Annotated in this window: 15 protein-coding genes and 1 tRNA gene; 4 read left to right on the plus strand and 12 right to left on the minus strand. The window is 50.6% G+C overall.

Translation table 11 applies throughout. The annotated features are described in order from the left end of the window. Positions 1-5: 5 nt before the first annotated feature. The 5 genes from QZ311_RS01130 to QZ311_RS01150 all read right to left on the minus strand — a co-directional run bounded on the left by QZ311_RS01130 (position 6) and on the right by QZ311_RS01150 (position 6,470). Positions 6-1,409, minus strand: coding sequence for a nucleotide sugar dehydrogenase (locus tag QZ311_RS01130; RefSeq protein ID WP_297062983.1), 1,404 nt, complete (start codon positions 1,407-1,409; stop codon positions 6-8). Between the two features lie 165 nt (positions 1,410-1,574). Then, positions 1,575-2,120 (minus strand): UpxY family transcription antiterminator, encoded by a 546-nt coding sequence (locus QZ311_RS01135; protein WP_297063053.1) that lies wholly within the window; start codon positions 2,118-2,120, stop codon positions 1,575-1,577. Positions 2,121-2,501: 381 nt separating this feature from the next. Further along, complete coding sequence (gadC, locus tag QZ311_RS01140; protein WP_297062986.1) at positions 2,502-4,118, minus strand: putative glutamine/gamma-aminobutyrate antiporter GadC; 1,617 nt, start codon at positions 4,116-4,118, stop codon at positions 2,502-2,504. Positions 4,119-4,293: 175 nt separating this feature from the next. After that, positions 4,294-5,457 (minus strand): DUF4861 domain-containing protein, encoded by a 1,164-nt coding sequence (locus QZ311_RS01145; RefSeq protein ID WP_297062988.1) that lies wholly within the window; start codon positions 5,455-5,457, stop codon positions 4,294-4,296. Positions 5,458-5,609: 152 nt separating this feature from the next. Continuing rightward, positions 5,610-6,470 (minus strand): RNA polymerase sigma factor RpoD/SigA, encoded by an 861-nt coding sequence (locus tag QZ311_RS01150; RefSeq protein ID WP_123613127.1) that lies wholly within the window; start codon positions 6,468-6,470, stop codon positions 5,610-5,612. A 279-nt stretch (positions 6,471-6,749) separates the two neighbouring features. Here QZ311_RS01150 and QZ311_RS01155 point away from each other — a divergent pair, with 279 nt between their 5' ends. From QZ311_RS01155 to QZ311_RS01165, 3 genes are all read left to right on the plus strand, one after another. Further along, positions 6,750-7,574, plus strand: coding sequence for a glycogen/starch synthase (locus QZ311_RS01155; RefSeq protein ID WP_297062994.1), 825 nt, complete (start codon positions 6,750-6,752; stop codon positions 7,572-7,574). Positions 7,575-7,602: 28 nt separating this feature from the next. Beyond that, entirely contained in the window at positions 7,603-9,024 is a 1,422-nt protein-coding gene (locus tag QZ311_RS01160; RefSeq protein ID WP_297062997.1) for a DUF4270 family protein, read from the plus strand. 112 nt (positions 9,025-9,136) lie between these two features. Further along, positions 9,137-9,210 (plus strand) — tRNA-Thr (locus QZ311_RS01165). 207 nt (positions 9,211-9,417) lie between these two features. Here QZ311_RS01165 and QZ311_RS01170 read toward each other — a convergent pair. Then, positions 9,418-10,215 (minus strand): RNA methyltransferase, encoded by a 798-nt coding sequence (locus QZ311_RS01170; RefSeq protein ID WP_297062999.1) that lies wholly within the window; start codon positions 10,213-10,215, stop codon positions 9,418-9,420. Between the two features lie 181 nt (positions 10,216-10,396). Here QZ311_RS01170 and QZ311_RS01175 point away from each other — a divergent pair, with 181 nt between their 5' ends. After that, on the plus strand, positions 10,397-11,254 hold the full coding sequence (locus tag QZ311_RS01175) for an enoyl-ACP reductase (protein WP_123613132.1): 858 nt from the start codon (positions 10,397-10,399) through the stop codon (positions 11,252-11,254). Positions 11,255-11,372: 118 nt separating this feature from the next. Here QZ311_RS01175 and rhaD read toward each other — a convergent pair whose 3' ends face one another. From rhaD to der, 6 genes are all read right to left on the minus strand, one after another. After that, the gene (rhaD, locus tag QZ311_RS01180; RefSeq protein WP_297063001.1) at positions 11,373-12,182 is read right to left on the minus strand and encodes a rhamnulose-1-phosphate aldolase; all 810 of its coding nucleotides are present in this window, start codon (positions 12,180-12,182) and stop codon (positions 11,373-11,375) included. 25 nt (positions 12,183-12,207) lie between these two features. Further along, positions 12,208-13,242 (minus strand): L-rhamnose/proton symporter RhaT, encoded by a 1,035-nt coding sequence (locus QZ311_RS01185; protein WP_297063003.1) that lies wholly within the window; start codon positions 13,240-13,242, stop codon positions 12,208-12,210. Positions 13,243-13,678: 436 nt separating this feature from the next. Then, positions 13,679-14,935: an L-rhamnose isomerase gene (locus QZ311_RS01190; protein ID WP_297063055.1), complete on the minus strand. Its 1,257-nt coding sequence runs from the start codon at positions 14,933-14,935 to the stop codon at positions 13,679-13,681. Between the two features lie 87 nt (positions 14,936-15,022). Next, positions 15,023-16,456, minus strand: a complete 1,434-nt coding sequence (locus QZ311_RS01195; protein WP_297063005.1) for a rhamnulokinase family protein — start codon at positions 16,454-16,456, stop codon at positions 15,023-15,025. Positions 16,457-16,503: 47 nt separating this feature from the next. Continuing rightward, positions 16,504-18,924 carry a glycoside hydrolase family 2 TIM barrel-domain containing protein gene (locus tag QZ311_RS01200; protein ID WP_297063007.1) on the minus strand — a complete coding sequence of 807 codons (2,421 nt, stop codon included), beginning with the start codon at positions 18,922-18,924 and terminating at the stop codon, positions 16,504-16,506. 55 nt (positions 18,925-18,979) lie between these two features. Continuing rightward, positions 18,980-20,299 (minus strand): ribosome biogenesis GTPase Der, encoded by a 1,320-nt coding sequence (der, locus tag QZ311_RS01205; RefSeq protein WP_297063011.1) that lies wholly within the window; start codon positions 20,297-20,299, stop codon positions 18,980-18,982. Positions 20,300-20,562: the final 263 nt, after the last annotated feature.

A 20,562-nucleotide genomic window follows, 5' to 3' on the forward strand; every position in this document is an offset into this window, starting at 1 on the left:
GGTAATTAATCTCTTGAAAACAAATCACGTGTATAGACTCTCTCCTCGACGTCGGTGAGGTCGGGGGAGGTGCGGTTGGCGAGGATGGCGTGGGAGAGGCGTTTGAATTCGGTGAGGTCGTTGACTACACGCGAGCCGAAGAAGGTTGAGCCGTCTTCAAGCGTCGGTTCGTAGATGATGACAGTCGCGCCTTTGGCCTTGATGCGCTTCATCACGCCTTGGATCGACGATTGGCGGAAGTTGTCGGAATTCGATTTCATCGTCAGTCGGTAGACCCCGATCACGCAATTTCCTTCGGAATTGCGTGAAGTATCAAGGTTTAAGGATGAAGTATTAAGTTCTTTTCCTTCAAATCCACTTGGGGGATTAAGCTGTGAGTCTTTAGATGCCGGACGGAAGGTGTTATTGTTATAATAGTCATACCATCCGGCCATTTTAAGCACTTGGTCGGCTATGAAGTCCTTACGGGTGCGGTTTGACTCAACAATGGCCGTCATCATGTTCTGAGGCACATCCGCATAGTTGGCAAGGAGCTGCTTGGTGTCCTTTGGCAGACAGTAGCCACCGTAGCCGAAAGAGGGGTTATTGTAGTGAGTGCCGATGCGCGGATCGAGGCCGATACCCTCGATGATAGCCTGTGAGTCGAGACCCTTGACCTCGGCGTAGGTGTCGAGCTCGTTGAAATAGCTGACGCGGAGGGCGAGGTAGGTGTTGGCAAAAAGCTTCACGGCCTCCGCCTCCTTCATGCCCATGAAAAGCGTCGGGATTTCCTGCTTGATTGCGCCCTGCTGGAGAAGCGATGCGAATGTGCGGGCTGCGCGGTCGAGCTTTTCAAGGTCGGCAATAGACTCAATGGCTTCGTTTTCAGACTTATATTCGTCGTTGTCGATTATCTTGGGTATGCCGACTATTATGCGCGACGGATATAGATTGTCATACAAGGCTTTACTTTCCCTTAGAAATTCAGGGGAAAAGAGTAGATTGAGCCGTTTGATTCCTTTCCGATAATATTTTAGATATAGTGAGCGACAATATCCTACAGGAATTGTCGATTTTATGACTATTACCGCATCAGGTGCTAATGATAGCGCTGTGTCGATGACTTCCTCGACACTGGTTGTGTCAAAGTAGTTTTTGACTGGGTCATAGTTGGTTGGGGTTGCAATCACGATGAAATCAGCGTTGCAATAGGCTATGCCGGTATCATCAGTCGCGGTTAGGTCAAGATTTTTTTCAGAAAGAAACTGTTCGATATATTCATCTTTTACAGGCGACTGTCGCTGATTGATAAGATTGATTTTTTCGGGAATTATGTCGATGGCCGTAACGTGGTTGTGCTGTGCGAGCAGAGTGGCAATACTCATGCCCACATAGCCAGTCCCGGCCACGGTGATATTACAATTTCCCATTGACGAAATATTTTTTTATTGTCTGTTGGATTAATCCTCCTGCCATCGCCGTGCTTACGGCTGAGGCGTATGATAGCCTGACGGGCTGTCGATGCCCATCAATAATAAGCTTTGTGATTGATTTAGAGTATTTGGGAAGATGCCCGATAAAGTCCCTGATGCAGGTCAGTCCGGCAGTAGGGCTATGAATTCAGGGGCGACTTCAACTGCGAGCGCAAGAAAAGTGTCGAGGTTTACTATCAGGCGGCGTTTGCGAGTGCCTCGGGCTTTAAGCAGAAATCCTTCATAGCCGTCCATCGGACCTCCGATTATCCTGACGCGACGTCCATACATATCAGGGGTGATTTCCGACGGCTGGTAATATTGCGGGCTTTCCGTCAGCGAAGCCGCGAATATGAAGCGTGCCATTTCGGCCGTGCGCACAGTCATCGGGACGCGGTAGCCGAGGCCTTTGGCATATCGATATTGGAGGGTGGGGGTATGTTCGACAATTGGGTCAAGCGCACTTGTGGTAGAATGGACGAAAAGCAGGTCGTGGATTGCAGGCACGTGAAGTCGCAATTTTTTTCCGGCCGGGCTTACGCTCAGCTTTGTGACCATCGGGGTGAATACCTCAAATCCCCGTTCTGACAACATGCGGAACGCCGGGAGTTTGGCGTTTGGACGTGTCAGATCGCGCATGGCAAACCATCGCGCTTCTTCAACGGGCATGTCAGGAGCGGGGTCGGAGTGGGATAATGATGTGGCTTGGGAGTGGATGTCGGACACTTTTAGAAATAGTTTCTATTCCTGCTTGTTGGTGTAGTATATTGAGAAACAAGCAGTTACAATGTCTAACTAAAAAGATTCGATGGAGTCGGCGTTGTCTGTGCTCCATGATTATGCAACGGTTGGCCTTTTGGGGCGGTGTTGCAATTCTGTCGCAAAAGTAATAAAAATGTGCGAAACGCGCAACTTTTTTGTTTAAGCGTGAGCAAAATAGATATGAAACACACGGCGGTTCATAAAAATCTCCTGCCGTGTGTTTCATGCCACATGCCGTAAATCCATGAAGCCTGTCACTTTCAGGCGACGGATTTTCCCTCAAAACGGTCAGTGTTTTCCTTTGCCGTGGTTTGCGATGGCCTCTGTCTGGCCCTTCTCGGCTTCTTCCTCGTCAGGTTCATAGCCGGGCGCCCATTTTGACACCTGCCATGGTTCACGCCCCTCAATCTGCCAGTCAAAAGGATCGAAATGTGCGTTTGGATTACGCCATGATGGTTTTCGACAAGCATAGACAATCAGGGGCAACGCGATGAAGACCGCGCTCCCGATGAGCAATATGCCCACATAGACAATCGGATTTCCTGTTGAAATCTGTGATGGCGGCAGGAAGCTCAGCAACAGTGCTGCAAGCGCTCCGAATATGCCCACTCCGCAGACAATCCATTCTCCGGCTTTCCCTCCCGGCACTCTGAAGCCGCGTTTCTTGCCGGGCTCTGTCCGGCGCAGTCGAATGAACGCACCATATATTATAAGCACCATGACCAGATAGATGATGGTGGCGAGCTGCGACATTATCTGGTAGGCCGATTCGACGGTAGGGAGTATGATGATGACAAGGCTGAGTAGCGATACGACTGCCCCGGATATGTAAAGAATGTTTTGGTTTACACCGTTTTTGTTGACAGTCTGTAGCCCTCTCGGAAGATAGCCGGACTGCGCTACGGCCATTACTCCGACGGAAGGGCCGTTGACAAGTGCGCTGACCTGTCCGAGTACGCCAAACATTATCAATGCGGCCATGATATTCCCGAGCCACGACAGGCCAAAGCTCTCCCATAGTTTATTGTAGGCGACGAGAAGTGCCTGAAGCAAGTCTATGTTTTGTGCCGGTATCACGATTCCAATCACGAGTGTGCCGAGAGCATAGCCGATGACTATTACCGCGATGGCGAGGAATATGGCTCTTGGAAAGTCGCGCGCCGGATTTTTCATGTCGTTGATGTGGACAGCCTGTATTTCCATGCCTCCGTAGAACAGGAATATTGATGCTGCAAGCACTATTGTGCTCAGATTGCTGAAGTCAGGGAAAAATGAAGTGTCGGACAGCTCGATGGTCTTTCCGCTGGCGAAATATATGATGCCGAGTACGATGAGGATTACCGTCGGGATTATCGTGCCGTAAAGTCCGCCGTAGGTACTCAGCCGGTTTGCCGAACGCGTTCCGCGGAATGTGTTGAAGGTCGCACCCCAGTAGAGTAGGAATGCTATTACGAGTGTGTAGATTTTGTTTGATGCAAGCTGCTGGTCAAAGCTCTCCGGCCAGAATATATAGGCGAGCGAAGCCGCTCCGAACATCAGTACGGTCGGAAACCATATTATGATTGTCATCCATTCGAGAAACATAGCTGTCCATCCCCATCGTGGTCCGAATGCTTCCGATACCCAGCGGTAGAGACCTCCCGACTTTGTGTATGTCGAGGCGAGCTCAGCGCAGACGAGCGAGAACGGCAGCAGGAACACGACGGCGGCGAAAATATAGTAGAAGATTGACTGCACACCGAATTTCGCCTCCGACGGCAGTCCGCGCAGGCTGAGAATCGATGTGATTATGAGTATCGCCATTGCCCACATTGTAATCGAGCCTTTGGCCGTCGATTTTATCGCGGCTCTCTTTGGCTGCATGGCTTTTCCTGAAGAGGTGTTTGTTGAGTTGTCTATCTTCATGAGTAGATTAGATAAGTGTGAGTTATGAAAAGTTTGTTACCGTATTAACGGTTTGAGCGACATTAAGGTTTTGGGCGTATATGTTGTGTCGTCATATAAAAAGAGCCGGACCGGACAATCCATCAAAAAATGGATTGTCCGGCCCGGCTATACCGTGGCGGTGATGTGTCTGGCCTTATTTAATTTTTACCGTAACAGGGTTGTTTTTCAGATTTTCCCATGATTTCAGGGATTTAAACCATGCGTCGGCCGAATGAGGAGAAGCGGAGTCGCGCATCGCACCTGAAGTGAAGCTGTAGCGGATCACTCCGTTCTTGTCGGGTCGTAGCAGCATGAGGTAGTTGATGTCATCTTCCTTGACTGACTTCAGGTTGGTGGCCGGAACCCATATACCAAGGCCGATAGTGTCGGTGATGTCAGCCATGTTTTTGTCGGGGGTGTTAGTGCCCCAGCTTCCGGCAAGGCCGGTCTCGGTTATGAATCCCTGATTATCGACTGCAAGCTTCTGCACACCGGTGCAGAATGTCGATTTTGAGTCAGCTCCTGTGAGTTTTATTTCTACGTCATAGTCACGGTGGCGGTCATAGATGGTGTAGCGCTGCCGCATTTCGACAGGCTTTCCATTGTATATCCATCCGCGGTCCGACACTTCGATTATCGACCTTACAGGCCCTGTAGTGACGATGCGCTGTGAGCGTGTCGTCACAGTGTCTATCGTGACGGGAGCTTCGTTCTGATATCCTCTGAACGAACCGAGTGCTACAGATGTGCCGGCCCAAAGCACGTCGCGTCCGTAGCCTTCTTCGAGCTGCTGGCGTGTCGTGTAGAATCCTGTCTCCTCAAGTTCGAGCCGAGGGGTGTTTTTGGCATAGAGGTCCACGCTCTGGCGGTTGTCCATGTACACGCGTATGGCGTTGTAAAGTCCCTCGAGGACTGCACCGTGGCCGTAGATGCTGCTATACATCTGGCGGTTGTCGGCGTCGCCGGGAAAAGCGATGGCCTGTATCTTCGGGTGTTTCTTGTTTTTGTCGTTGAGGCGGATGTAGGCATATGTGCCGGCGGCCGACTGATTGTTGGCCGGTTCTGACGAGAGGTCTATTTTATATGTTTCAGTTGCGTTTGGCTTAAGGTCGACGAGAAACACGAGCTCGTCGGCGAGCCCGTCGTCATTTAGGTCGTCGAGCTGCCATGCGATTTCCGGATGGCCCTTGATGGTTACTGAGTTGATTTCTTTACCGTTCTTTCCGACGGGAACGGTGACAGGCACAGCTGTGCGTTCCTGTCCGATGGGATTGCTCACTGTGACCGTGAGCGAAAGCAATAGTGAAAGCGCGAGCATGGTATTCTGTAAATTAAAATGTAATTATTATTAAGGTGAGGATAATTTCAGGTTAAAATTTAAGGCCGCGGGGATTTGTCCTCACGGCCATTGTTGGGTTCAGGGGGCATTTCAGGCAAAACGCTTTGATGCTTTTTCGCCGAGCCACAGCCTTATTGCCCGAGATAGGCTTTGAGCAGATGGCTTTTTTGTCCTTTCAGCCGGCGGATTGCTTTTTCCTTGATTTGGCGCACGCGCTCACGCGTAAGGTCGAATTTAGCGCCGATTTCTTCAAGCGTCATTTCCTGACAGCCGATTCCGAAGAACATTTTGAGGATTTCGCGTTCGCGGTCGTGGAGCTGTTTGAGTGCGCGTTCCACTTCTTTCGACAGCGATTCCTGTGTGAGCGTCGAGTCGGCCATTGGAGAGTCGTCGTTGGTCAGCACGTCAAGAAGGCTGTTGTCCTCGCCTTCCACGAATGGTGCGTCCACCGAGATGTGTCTGCCTGAGACCTTAAGGGTGTCGGCGATTTTGTCGACCGGCACATCAAGTTTCTCTGCGAGTTCCTCGGGCGACGGACGGCGTTCGTTTTCCTGTTCGAACTTGGAGAGAGCTTTGCTGATTTTGTTGAGAGAGCCGACCTGATTGAGCGGAAGTCTGACGATTCGGCTCTGTTCGGCGAGTGCCTGGAGGATTGACTGGCGAATCCACCATACGGCGTAGGAGATAAACTTGAAACCACGGGTCTCGTCAAACTTTTGTGCCGCTTTAATCAAGCCGAGATTGCCTTCGTTGATGAGGTCAGGGAGACTTAGTCCCTGGTTCTGATACTGCTTTGCTACTGACACAACGAAGCGGAGGTTGGCACGCACGAGCTTGTCGAGTGCTCTTTGATCTCCCTGGTGAATACGCTGGGCGAGCTCTACCTCTTCTTCGACGGAGATAAGCTCTTCTCGTCCGATTTCCTGAAGGAACTTGTCGAGCGAGGCGCTTTCACGGTTGGTGATTGATTTAGTGATTTTTAATTGTCTCATGTTCTACTGATAGCAGATAATTCGTGCAAAGGTAGTAATTTTCCGGCTGATGTCAAAATAAAAAGGTGCTAAATGCGTGCCATCGAGGGCTGTTTTTAGCTGCTTTTGTCGAAAAGTTGCTCCTAAACCGAGGTTGTAGTGGGAAAAATGAAAATTTATTCGTAACTTTGCAATCCGAATCACATAACAAAGAACCGGCGCTCAGGGTTCGGAATCCCACGGTTTCGTGCTTTCGATGAGCTGTCGCCGGTTCGATTAAAAAAGTCTATCTAACCCTGCATGGAGTCAAAAAAAGTACTTTTCATCTCTCAGGAAGTATCACCTTATCTCCCTGACACCCCAATGTCGGTGCTTGGTCGTGATATTCCCCAAGGAATCCACGGCAAAGAATTTGAAGTAAGAACATTTACGCCTAAATACGGTTGCATTAACGAACGTCGCAATCAGCTTCACGAGGTCATACGCCTGTCGGGTATGAATCTGATTATTGATGATACAGACCACCCTCTCATCATAAAGGTGGCCACCCTTCTGCCGTCTCGAATGCAGGTCTATTTCATTGACAACGACGATTATTTCCAGCCTATGCCTGAAAAGGGGCTTGAGACCGATCTGCTTGCCGCCGACAATGACGAACGCATCATGTTCTTCACTATGGGCGTTGCCGAAACGGTCAAGAAGCTTCGCTGGCAGCCCGCAGTGATTCATTGCAGTGGCTGGGTGTCGGCGCTTGCTCCGCTTTATCTGCGTCGCAAATACGGTGATGACCCCACTTTCCGCGATTCGAAGATTGTCTATGCCCTCCAGCCTGAGAAATTTGAAGGAACTCTTGACCCGCGTTTTGCTGAAAAACTCCTTATGAACGATTTCACCGAGGAGGAGATTGCAGCTCTCGGCAAAGAGCCTGTCGACTTCGCTACTCTCAACCGTCTTGCAATGGATTATGCCGATGCTGTAATTCAGGTGACTCCCGATGTGGATCCTGCGCTTGTGGAGTATGCTCGCCAGTCGGGAAAACCATTCCTGCCTTACGAAGACGACGACAGCCGAGTGGGAGCCTACACAGAGTTCTACCGTACGCTTCTCGGCGAGGAAGAAGATTGAATCCGTTTTTCATCACATTGCTTTTTAAATGAAAAAATTAGCTCTGCTTTCAGCCGGCTTTGTGGCCGCAATGGCAGTCGCCTCATGCGACGAGACCACTACCACTGCCGGTGGTAGTCTGGTTCAGGATGAGGTTGAGATTATAGTCGATTCCGCGTTTACAGTGTCGGGCCATGCTGTGGACAATGATTTCGTGCAGTCGCGCACCGTGCTTCAGTTGCTCGGTAAGATTGATGCAGATGGCTACGGTTCGCTTTCGAGCGATATCGTGTGTCAGTACATGCCGACAGCCTATGTCGACACGGTCGGTGTCACTCCGGAGACCATTGACTCCGTAAAGCTTATCCTGACAATGTTTAAGGATGGCTTTGCCGGCGACTCCATCGTCCCGATGGGTGTCTCTGTCTATCCTCTCACCCGCCAGCTCCAGTCGCCAATCTACAGTAATTTCGACCCGAAGGACTATTATGACTCGTCGAAACTTCTCGGGTCAACCACTTACTCCGGCTTGATTGACGGTGCGGAAGGTGTCGGAGCAGATAATTCAGGCAGTATATACAAGGATATATTTGTCACTTTGCCTCGTCAGATCGGTGTTGACCTCTACAACGAGTTCAAGACCAAGGAATCTACCTTCAGCACTCCTCAGGCATTTGCCGAATGGTTCCCCGGCCTTTATATCACCAACTCGTTTGGCTCGGGACGTGTCACCCGTGTGGTCAGCAACATGATCAATGTCTATTATCGTTCGGTTCAGCCCATCCCGAATACCGATCCTCAGCGCGACACGATTCTTAACGGTACAGGGACATATATGGCTGTGACACCTGAGATTATCACCAACAACAATATTGCCTACAAGATGTCGGAGCGTCTGCGTCAGCGCGCCACTTCAGGTGAGGCTATACTTGTCGGTCCGACAGGCTACGATGTGGAGTTTACATTCCCTGCGCGTCAGATTATCGAACGCTATAAGGAGCAGAGCAATGCTCTTTCTGTCATCAATTCACTCTCGCTCACCATTCCGGTCGAGGAGATTGAAAATAACTATGGCCTGACTCCTCCCCCCTACATCCTTGTTGTCAAGAAGAAAGACAAGTCGAAATTTTTCTCAGGCACACAGATTAATGACGATGTGTCATCTTTCTATGCTTCATATAACTCGACTACCAAGTCATATACCGTCTCGTCGATGCGCGACTATCTGATGGACATCATTGACCGGGGAGAGGTGACAGCTGAGGATGAGGAGTTTGTGATATGTCCCGCATTGGTGTCGTTCTTTGTCAATTCATCATCGAACTACTATAATTATTACTACGGTTATAACACCACTTCCACTCAGGTAAGCTCGATAACTCCTTATGTGACAGAGCCTGTCATGGGTAAACTCGATTTTGATAAGGCAAAAATCGTCTTTACCTTCACTAAGCAGACATTGGGAAACTGAAAGTGATAAGATTTTTTTGCCGTCAGGCATCTGTATAATCAGGAAAAATCATTAACTTTGCAGTCGAAAATAAAAGAGGTGAAGGATTGAAACCTCCGTCACCTCACTTCAAGCCGCAATAGCTCAGTTGGTTAGAGCATTTCATTCGTAACGAAAAGGTCGTGGGTTCGAGTCCCACTCGCGGCTCAAAAGAAAAAGCTGATAATCACACGATTATCAGCTTTTCTTATATAAACTGTCGCTAAAAGGGGAAATCAAAAATGACTATAAGTCTACAATCATCAAAGGGATGAATTGCAGCAATGTGCTACAAATACGATACGAGGATGATGCTTTTGAGTAAGATTATCTTACCGAGCTGTCTTGCGAATGATTAGTGCGCATCGTCAGTGTTTACTTTCGCAGTTCCCAGAAGGCTACGGCGGCTGCGGCAGCGACGTTTAGTGAGTCTACGCCGTGGGCCATCGGGATGCGGACCGTATAGTCGGCTTCCTCGATGGTGGTCGATGCAAGTCCGTCGCCCTCCGTGCCCATGACTATTGCCAGACGCTCCTCGGCTTTAAGTCCGGGATGGTCGAGGGGGACTGATTTGTCGGTGAGGGCCATTGCGACAGTCTTGAATCCATATTCTTTCAATGAATTCACAGGGCCGTTGAGCCATGTCCACGGAACTTGGAATACAGTGCCCATCGAAACTCTTACGGCTCTGCGGTTGAGCGGGTCACATGATGAGCGGGTGAGCAATACTGCATCAATCCCGAGTGCGGCGGCCGAACGGAAAATAGCACCGATATTTGTCGTGTCGACCACGCTATCGATGACCACAACGCGCCGGGCATCTTTCAGAAGCGTGTCAAGCGGCTGGAAAGGCTTGCGCTTCATGGCTGCGAGGACTCCACGGGTGAGCGTGTAGCCGGTGAGAGATGCGAGCATCTGACGGGAAGCTGTATAGACGGTCAGATCAGGGCGCGAGGCTATGATGTCGGCCGCATCGCCTGTGATGTGCCGTTCCTCACATAGCAGTGATGTGGGTTCGTAGCCGGCAGCGATGGCCACCCGGATTACTTTTGGGCTTTCAGCGATAAAAATTCCCTTTTCTGGTTCGAGTCGGTTGCGCAGCTGCGCCTCGGTGAGCGACCAGTATGGCTTGACTCCCGGATGGTCGAGAGAATCGATGCGGATTACCGGCATAACTGTGGTTGTTGATGGATAAAATTTATGATGAAATGGTTTAAAACAGTACAAAATTAAGTCACAAAGGCCGATAATCCAACAAAATGAGTGTAAAAACGACGCTTAATGACTTTTTTCACGCGAAATCTCCGTATCTTTGCAGTCAAGAATCATTCATAAGAACCAATTACCTTATAAAATGGCTTATAATCTTTTGAAAGGAAAGCGCGGCATCATTTTCGGCGCGCTCAATGACATGAGTATTGCCTGGAAAGTGGCTGAGAAAGCCGTAGAGGAAGGCGCAACAATCACTCTGTCAAACACTCCTGTGGCCGTGCGCATGGGCGATGTAAGCAAGCTTGGCGAACAGCTCGGCGCTGAAGTCATCCCCGCTGACGCCACTAATGTCGAAGACCTCGAAATGGTGTTTCAGAAGTCAATGGAAATCCTTGGCGGTAAGATTGATTTCGTACTCCACTCGATAGGCATGTCGCCCAATGTACGTAAAAAACGTCTCTATGACGATATCGACTACGATCTGCTCAACAAGACTCTTGACATTTCGGCTATCTCGTTCCACAAGATGATTCAGGCTGCCAAGAAGCTCGATGCAATCGCCGACCACGGCAGCATCGTGGCTCTCAGCTATATCGCAGCCCAGCGCACCATGTTCGGCTACAATGACATGGCCGACGCCAAGGCGCTTCTTGAATCTATCGCCCGTAGCTTCGGCTATATCTACGGACGTGAGAAATCAGTGCGTATCAACACCATCTCGCAGTCTCCGACTCAGACCACTGCCGGAAGCGGTGTGAAGGGTATGTCGTCGCTCATGGACTTCGCCAACCGCATGTCGCCTCTGGGCAATGCGACAGCCGACGAATGTGCCGACTACTGCATCGTGATGTTCAGCGACCTCACCCGCAAGGTGACTATGCAGAACCTCTTCCACGACGGCGGTTTCTCAAGCATGGGTATGAGCCTCCGTGCCATGGACCAGTATGAGAAGAGTTTCGACGACTACCGCAACTCTGACGGTACAATCCAGTATGGTTAATGCCGCGTAGCGTGACTTCCAATCGGTCACGTCAGGATTAATAAAAAGACTATCGGCCATGCAGAACTGAAATTCTGCATGGCCGATGTTTTTTACTGTCGTGATTTATGCCGTTTTTTTATTTCGGGAGATTGAAAGCGACAGTCATTTCACGCATCTGCTCGTTGCTCATGCCGTCAGGTTCGAAGCCCATGTTTTTGGCTGCGATGTAGATAAGGGCCGATTTGTTAAGCACGTCAATCTGGTCGAAAGCCGCCATGACATCCTTCTCGACAGCGAACACACCATGCTTCTCCCAGAGAGTCACGTCATAGTCGCCGAGCTCCTTGATTGTAGCTTCTGCGAGTTCGTTTGAGCTGGGGAGCTTGTAGGGGATGATGCCGAGTCCGCGGGGGCAGAATGCCTTTGTCTCGGGAATCATGCTCCAAAGGAGGTTGGTTGCCACGTCCTTCTCGAGGAACTTCTTGCAGTGGCTCATTGCCACGAGTTCAATCGGGTGGGTATGGACTGAAGCCTTGTAGTCAGAACCCTTTGAGATGAGATAGTTGTGGACTGCAAGGTGTGAAGGAAGCTCAGAAGTGGGCTTCACAGGCTTGTCAGCGATGATTTCGTAGTGTGCACAGTCGTCAGTGATGCGGATGATTGAACCGTTGTCCATCGGACGGCATGCGAGGTCGCGCATGCGCATGTTTGTGCCCTTGCAGTAGAAGTAGCAGCCCTTGAGATGGGGGAGGGTGAGACCGATGGGTGTCACGGGTGAGATAGCGGGCATGTTGCGGATTTCATCGTCGACGTGTTCGGTGATGTTGACGGTGATGTTGCCGCCGTTGCGTTCAGCCCAGCCTTTTTGCCAGAGATAACCGGCCACTTCGGCCACTTTTTCCACTTCCTCGCGCAGTGCGGGACGATTTTCTAAGATAGATGACATAGTTGATTGTGTATGTGAGATTGGATTATCCGATTAATTGGGGAAGGAAGCATGACACGATGAGGACCACGATGCCGATGATGAGAACCGTGATGGTCTTCGACGAGCAGCCTTTCCATTCTTTGAGGATGATGCCCCACACGTTGGAGAACACGACATTGAGGGCCATGAGTATGCAGAACGAGAGTGTCATGAGTGTCGGAGAGTCGGTGAGGAAACCCTTGCCGAGCGCCAGTCCGAAGAACTGGCTATACCACAGCGCGCCGGCCAGCAGACAGAAAATAAGGTTGTTGGCGAGCACGCCTGTCTTGCCGTAGTCACTCCAAGTATGATTTTTCTGGTTCTGATAGAAGCAGTAGATGGCGTTTGTCACAAAACCTCCGAGTGTCACAAGGAATGTGGCCGGAAGAGTCTTGTAGATGTCAGGAGTAAGGTCGCCGAAGTTGATGCCGCTGCCGAATTCGAGGCCGACGTTGAAACATCCGCTCATGAAACCGGCAAGGAGTGCGATGGTTATGCCTTTGGGGAAATTGAAGTCCTTGACGGCTGCCTTCTTTTCTTCCTCGCTGAGTGAGGATGCCTTCATCGAACCGGCGATGCCGATGATGGCGATGCCGATGAGGGTGACAATCACACCGAGAATCACGGCGAATGTCAGTTGAGAGAGAGGATCATTTTCCGGGAAGAAAATGTTGAGCAGGACAGGACCCATGATTGTACCGAGGCCTGCGCAAGTGCCAAGTGCGATTGACTGGCCGAGTGCGACGCCAAGATAGCGCATTGAAAGTCCGAAAGTCAGACCGCCGACTCCCCACAATGCTCCGAACAGGATTGTCATCCAGACATTGAACGACTGCTCGGGGACGAAAAGCTCGCAGAGAGAATGTCCCGCAGGCACGGCGAGCAGTGCGCCGAGGAACGGCAGAATCAGCCATGCGAATACTCCTTGCACAATCCAGTAGCTTTCCCAGCTCCACGACTTAATCTTGTTGATGGGAACATAGCAGCTCGACTGGCAGAATGCACCTACGGCTATGATTAATAAACCTATTAGTAGCATGTTTGATTGGTTTTAGCATAGAGATTTAGAGGGAGTTTAATAACAATAGTTAAAATCTGAGCGAAAGTTTTGAGATGGATATGGCTCTGAATTGAAGGAGCATAGCGTGCTATGTGACTGAAATGAAGAGTCATAGACACTCAAAACTTTCGGAGGCGATGGTATTGTCTTTTCTTCTGTATGCTGTTTCATGAATAAAAATTTTTAAGTTACCAAGCCTTGGTGTCTCTTTTGCTAAATTGTTGAAGCTCGTCAGTCACATAGCGCGCTATGCTCCTTCCTCGCTTACAACAATTTACCTAAAAGATACACCACTCAGATTTTAACTATTGTTATTAAACACCCTCTTAAAATATAGAGTATAGTATCTTAGATTGGTGTTGTCCTGACAGATCTATACTCTATATTTTAGCTCTATACTTTTAAAATTTAATGATTAGCGCTTGGATGTCACGTCGCGTTCGTAGCCTTCTACCTCAGTGATGTAGCTTTCGCCTACGGGTACGTTGTTCTTGAGGCAGAACATATCGTAGACAGCGTTCCACGGGAGGTTCTTGCACTCTTCGAGGAGGGCGAGGCGCTGGAATCTCTTGTCGGCGAGCTCGTATTTGCGGAGTGTGTCGGTCGGTTCGAGGAGTGCGCGGAGCATACACTTCTGGGCTGCACGGCTGCCGATTACGTAAGCACCGATGCGGTTGAGTGTTCCGTCGAAATAGTCGAGACCATAGTGAACGCGGTTGAGAGCGCCTGCACGCACGATTTCGCTGAAGAGGTCCATAGTGGGATCGTCCATGATTGTCACGTGGTCAGAGTCCCAGCGGATGGGGCGTGATACGTGGAGCATGAGTTCGGGAACGAAGAGGAGCATGGCTGATACCTTGTCGGCTACGCTTTCGGTCGGGTGGAAGTGGCCGGTGTCAAGAGTGATCATCATGTCGTTCTTGGCAGCGTAGGAAGTATAGAAGTCGTTTGAACCTACGGTGTAGCTTTCGAGTCCGATACCGAACACCTTGGATTCAACGCAGTCTTTCATCCAGTCATACTTGTGTTCGAAAATCTGGTCGAGAGAATCCTTGAGGAGTTCACGATACATGTAGCGGTTTACGGTGATGTCTTTCGAACCGTCGTGAACCCAAGTGTTCATGATACAGGGATCCTGCTGAGCCTCACCCATTGCCTGAGCGATGGCACGGCAGCGCTTAGAGTGTTCGATCCAGAAATCGCGGATGCCCTTGTCGGGGTTCGAGAGGCTGAGGTCGCCGCTCTTGGGGTGAGAGAATGAGGTAGAGTTGAAGTCAAGTTTGATATCGTTTGCCTTACCCCAGTCAATCCAGCTCTGGAAGTGTTCTACAGAGCACTGGTCGCGGTCAACGAACTTGTCGCCGAAGTCACCGTAGATTTCGTGGAGGTTGAGACGGTGTTTACCGGGGATGAGGCTCATTGCATAGAGGATATCCGCGCGGAGTTCATCTATATTGCGGGCCTTACCGGGGTAGTTGCCGTTGACTTGGATGCCGCCGGTGAGCGAGCCACCCTGATTTTCGAAACCTGCCACATCGTCTGCCTGCCAGCAGTGCATGCTGAGGTGGAAATCCTGCATCTGGTCAAGTACTTTGTCAGTATCTATTCCGACGGCTGCATAACGTTCTTTGGCGATTTCATAAGCCTTTTTTACTAATTCTTCTTTCATGATGTAAGGTAAAATTTGGTTTGTGGTATTAATAAATGGATTATATGTTCTATTGAGATATGGATTGGTCGTGAGTTGAGGTCGACACTGTCATTTCGGCAGATACGTTTTGGTCTCAGTCGAGTTGACAGCTACGCGGCGCATCTCGGCGATGTCTTTCACGCGGTTGTCGGCACGAAGCTGTACGAGAATGTTGCCGAGGGCAGTTGATTCCGACGGTCCGGCCACGACAGGGAGGCCGATGGCATCGGCTGTAAGCTGCATGAGGTGGGCATTCTGGCAACCGCCTCCGATGACATGGAGCGTGTTGATTTCGTTGGGCGAAAGTTCGCGCAGCCATCCGAGCACTTCTTTGTAGCGGAGTGCGAGACTGCGGAAAATCACGCGCATGAATTCCGCTGCTGTCTCGGGGACTTGCTGTCCGGTGCGCTTGCAGTATTCCTTTATAGCCTCGGTCATTGATTTCGGATTTGCGAATGCCGGGTCGTCAGGATTTATAGTGCTGTTGATGTCGGTGGTGGTGTAGAGTGCGCAAAGGTCGGCGATATTTTCGGGTGCGTCCTTGAGTTCGGTACGTGAGCGCTCGAGAAGCCACAGGCCGCAGATGTTTTTTAAGAATCGGATTGAGCCGTCGATTCCGCCTTCATTGGTGAAATTATATTCGAATGCCTTGTCGTTGATGATGGGTTTGGGCGATTCGACACCGAGCAGTGACCAAGTGCCACAGCTGAGGTAGGCGAATTTTTCATCTTTAGCCGGGACACCGATTACGGCCGATGCTGTGTCATGGCCTGCTACGGCAACGACGGGGATAGCGCCGAGTCCGGTTGAATGCTGTACGCCGGGGGTGAGTGTGCCGATTACATAGCCCGGGTTGACAAGCTTTCCGAAACGGTCGGGGGTGAGGCCTGCTTTTTCGAGCAGTTCCGCATCGAGTTCGCCGGTGTTGGGGTTGAGAATTTGCGATGTTGATGCTACGGTGCGTTCGGTCACGGCATTGCCTGTGAGCATATAGCTGAGCGCATCGGGCATGAAGAGGATTTTATCGGCGTTTTTGAGCGCATTGCCCTCTTTTTTGCTTAAAGTGTGGAGTTGGAACAGGGTATTGAAGTCCATAAACTGGATGCCTGTCTTCTCATAGACTTTCTCGCGTGGCATTTCCTCGCAGAATTTGTCGACCGCGCCGGTTGTGTGCGGGTCGCGGTAGCAGTAGGGGAGACCTGCGATAGTTCCGTCGGCATGGAAGTAGGCCACGTCGCATCCCCATGTGTCGATACCGATTGAGCGTGCCTCCGCTCCGATTTCTCCGAGCTTGACAGAAGCGTTGCGCAGACCGGTGAGCACTTCATTGTAGAGACCCGGAAGATTCCAGAAAATATGGCCGCCGATCGGGAGCATCGGATGCTTGAATCGGTGGATTTCTTCAGTCTCAACTTTCTCTCCGTCGAATGACGCGAGGATTACTCGACCGCTCGTCGCACCGAGGTCGACAGCGATATAATAGTTCTTTTCGTCTGCTTTCATGGGATAGTATGTCTTTGTTTTGTTATGAATGTTCTTGGTATGGATGATCAGTTGGTGCTGAATGTTGCCGTTGCCGCTTTCATCGCTCCTTGTGGAGTGACGGTGAGTTTTACGTCGCCGGCTTCCCGTTTTGAGCGGAGTATCACTGTGGCAGTTCCGTTAAACAGGCGGCGGGAGTTGCCTGTCGACAGTTCGTCGGATGTTATGTCTCCGTTGATTACACCTACGATTTCCGCCGGTCCGTCGACGTGGAACGATAGCGGTGTATTGTCGTCGGGGACTTGACGGCCTTTTGAATCGCAGGCGCTGACTCTGACATGGATGAGGTCCGTACCGTCAGCTTTCCATGCGGGATTGTCGCCTTCAGCTTTAAGTTTCGATGCTTTTTCGGTGGTGTCGAGCCGATGGCGTGCGACAGGCGTTTTCTCACCGTTGCGGTATGCTATCGCTTCGATATGGCCTTTGGTATATGGGATGTTTTCCCACACAATGCGGTTGCGTGTCTTGGAATCGCTGACATTGTTTTGCTTGCGGCCTATGCTTTTGCCGTTAATCCGCAGTTCAACCTCGTCGGCGTTGGTGAAAGTGTAGAGGTTGAGGTTTTCACCGGTTTTCCTGTTCCAGTGTGACGAAAATCTTGTTGTCCCGACAGTCACACCGTTCCATTCGGAATTGTCGTCGGCTTCGGCTATGGCTATGCGTACCACCGGTTCGTCCGGTTTGAAGAAACTTCTCAGGAAGTAGGCCATCGGTTTGGGTTCGAGCGATATGTCAAACACACCCTGAGCCCAGCCTTTGGCGGGCCATCCCTGAGATTCGCCGAGATAGTCAATCATGCCCCAGTAGGCCAGTCCGACCACCTTGTCAAGATCCATGTCGAAATAATTTGGCCCCATGCCCGATGTGTTGGCCTCGCTCTGATAGAAAATCATGCCGGGGAATCTCCGGGAATCACCCGGGAAATACATGTATCGGTAGTTATAGGAGGCGATATCGGTGACGAGCGCAAGCGGCGCGGGCAGACTGTCGGTGAAATGGTTTCGTCCGCGCGGGTGCATGGCGACTGTCGACAGGCGTGTGCCGTCCATACGGTCGAGAAGCATTTTCTGAAGTCGGTAGGGCGTGACTCCCCAGTCGTTGAACGGGAGGTCGCTTATCATCTGGAGTTCATTGCCCAGACTCCACATGACAACCGACGGATGGTTGCGGTCGCGTCTTGCCCATTCCTCCACGTCGTGCTGCCACTGTTCGCTCCAGTCCTTGCGGTCGCCTGAATATTGGCGTTTCCATTTGTCGTAGAGTTCGTCGACCACGAGTATGCCGTAGCGGTCGCAGAGATCGAGGAACGATTTGCTGTAGGGATTGTGTGAGGTGCGGATGTGGTTGAACCCGAACTCTTTCAGGAGCTGTATGCGTTTTTCCATGGCGCGCGGATAGGCGGCTGCGCCAAGTGCGCCGAGCGTATGATGGTTGGCGATGCCTTTGAGCAGCGTTTTGCGTCCGTTGAGCTTCATTCCGAATTCAGGCGAGAACTCCACGCTGCGTATGCCGAAATGTTCGCTGTAGGTGTCGGCGACAGCGCCGTCTTTGTTTATGAGCGAGAGACGGAGAGTGTAGAGTGCGGGATGTTCCGTGTCCCAGAGTTGCGGTGATGCGACTGCTATGCTGTCAATCAGGAATTCGCGTATGCGCTGGCTGCGGTAGTTGCGCAGTTTTTTGGTGGAGTCATGGATGATGATTCCGTCGGGCGATTCTATTTCGATTTTTACCGTCAGGCTGTCGGGGCGATGGCGTGATGCTATCTCAGCCTCGATTTTTACGGTTGAGAGCGAATCGCTGACCACCGGAGTCGTTATCTTCAGCGGATTGCGTGTGAAATAATGGTTCTTGTCAGTGACGATAAGATTCACATCGCGATAGAGGCCTCCGCCGGTGTACCATCGCGAATTTTCGGGTTTGCCTGTGTCGGCTTTGACGGCTATTACATTCTTTTGGCCATATTTAAGCCCCTGACTCAAGTCTATTTCTGCTCCGAGATAGCCGTAGTCCGTGCCACCCACTCTGACACCGTTGAGATAAATGTCGCCTGTGAGCATTATCCCTTCGAAATCGAGCAAGACTCTCTTGCCGATCCATGCCGAGTCCGGCACGAATGATTTGCGATACCATCCGATGCCCATTTCCTTGAATCCACGAGGACTGAGACGGCTTTTTACGTTTGCCATCTGGTTGGTCATGTCGGGGCGTTCGTTCGGCGACGGTTCGACCCACTCCTGTGAAATCTGGAAATCATGCGGCAGGTCGATGTCGGTCCAAGATGAGTCGTCGGTCGATAGGGATTCTGCCGCAGGCTGATCTCCTGCTTTGAATTTCCATCCAAAATTCCATGACTCTACGCTTCGCCCGAAGGCGGAGTCGCAGAGGCATGTAACCAATAATATTATTATGGTATTAGAGAGAATTTTCATAAATAGTGATCAGGATACACTTGCGGGTGCATCTGTGATGGACGTGAAGGTGCGATTATTTTTCGCGCATGAATACGTTGATTGGAGTTCCGTGGAAATCCCAGTTTTCTCTGATTTTGTTTTCCAGATAGCGTCGGTATGGTTCTTTGACCCACTGTGGAAGATTACAGAAGAATATGAATGTCGGAATCGGAGAACCTTTCAGCATGGTGACATACTTGATTTTGATGAACTTACCCTTGTTTGCCGGTGGCGGATAAGCTGAAATCGCTTCAAGCATGACGGTGTTGAGCTGAGAAGTCGGGACGATGCGGCGGCGGTTTTCACATACCTGAAGGGCTGTCTCAAGCACCTTGAAAATACGCTGCTTGGTGATGGCCGATGCAAAGATTATCGGGAAGTCGACAAACGGGGCGAAGCGTGAGCGGATTGAGTCTTCGTAGTGCTTGATGGCCTCCTTGGATTTATCCTGAACGAGATCCCATTTGTTGACCACGACGACAAGGCCTTTCTTGTTGCGCTGTATGAGCGAGAAGATTGCCACATCCTGAGCTTCGATGCCGCGTGTGGCATCAATCATAAGGATGCAGACATCCGACGCTTCAATCGCTCGGATTGAGCGGATGACCGAGTAATATTCGATGTCTTCGGTGACTTTGGTCTTTTTACGTATGCCTGCTGTGTCGACGAGATAGAAGTCGAAGCCGAATTTGTTGTAGCGCGTATAAATCGAGTCGCGGGTCGTCCCGGCGATGTCTGTCACGATGTGGCGCTCTTCTTCGATGAAGGCGTTGATGATTGACGATTTGCCTGCGTTCGGACGGCCGACGATGGCAATCTTGGGTATGTCGTCGAGCTGTTCTGATTCGTCGTCATCTTTTTCAGGCATTTTTTTGACTACTTCGTCAAGAAGGTCTCCCGTGCCGTAGCCGCTGACGGCTGACACTCCCATCGGGTCACCGAGTCCGAGGCTGTAGAATTCGGCGATGTTGTAGAGCGAGTCGCCCGCATCGACCTTGTTGGCTACAAGGATGACCGGCTTGGTGGAGCGACGCAGAATCTGGGCCACCTGATCGTCGAGGTCAGTGACACCGTTGGCTGCGTCTACGACAAAAAGTATCTCGTCGGCCTGCTCGATTGCGAGATAGACCTGCTTGTTGATTTCATTTTCGAAGATGTCTTCGCTGTTTACCACCCAGCCGCCTGTGTCCACGATCGAAAATTCCTTTCCGTTCCAGTCCACTTTTCCATACTGGCGGTCACGTGTTGTGCCGGCCTCGTCGTTGGTAATGGCCGTGCGCGATTGGGTGAGTCTGTTGAAGAGTGTGGATTTGCCCACATTAGGGCGTCCCACGATGGCTATCATTTGTCCCATACATTGATGATTAATGCTGTGAGGGCATAAGTCGGAGCTTATGCAAATGCAAATTTAACCAATTATTTCTTAATCCACAACAATCACCTCCCGAAGAGGGGTAAAAATGGTGAAAAAAGAAGTAATTGGTTAAATTTTATTAAAATAAGAAATTTTTATGCCGTTTTATTTGGCGGCTAATGCGAAAGGTTATACCTTTGTGACAAGTTTTTCATGGTATTAGATTTAAGGTAAAAAAGTTATTCGTCGTGATGACGAGTAAT

Source organism: uncultured Duncaniella sp. (assembly GCF_910578445.1).
In the GTDB taxonomy this organism is placed as follows: domain Bacteria; phylum Bacteroidota; class Bacteroidia; order Bacteroidales; family Muribaculaceae; genus Duncaniella.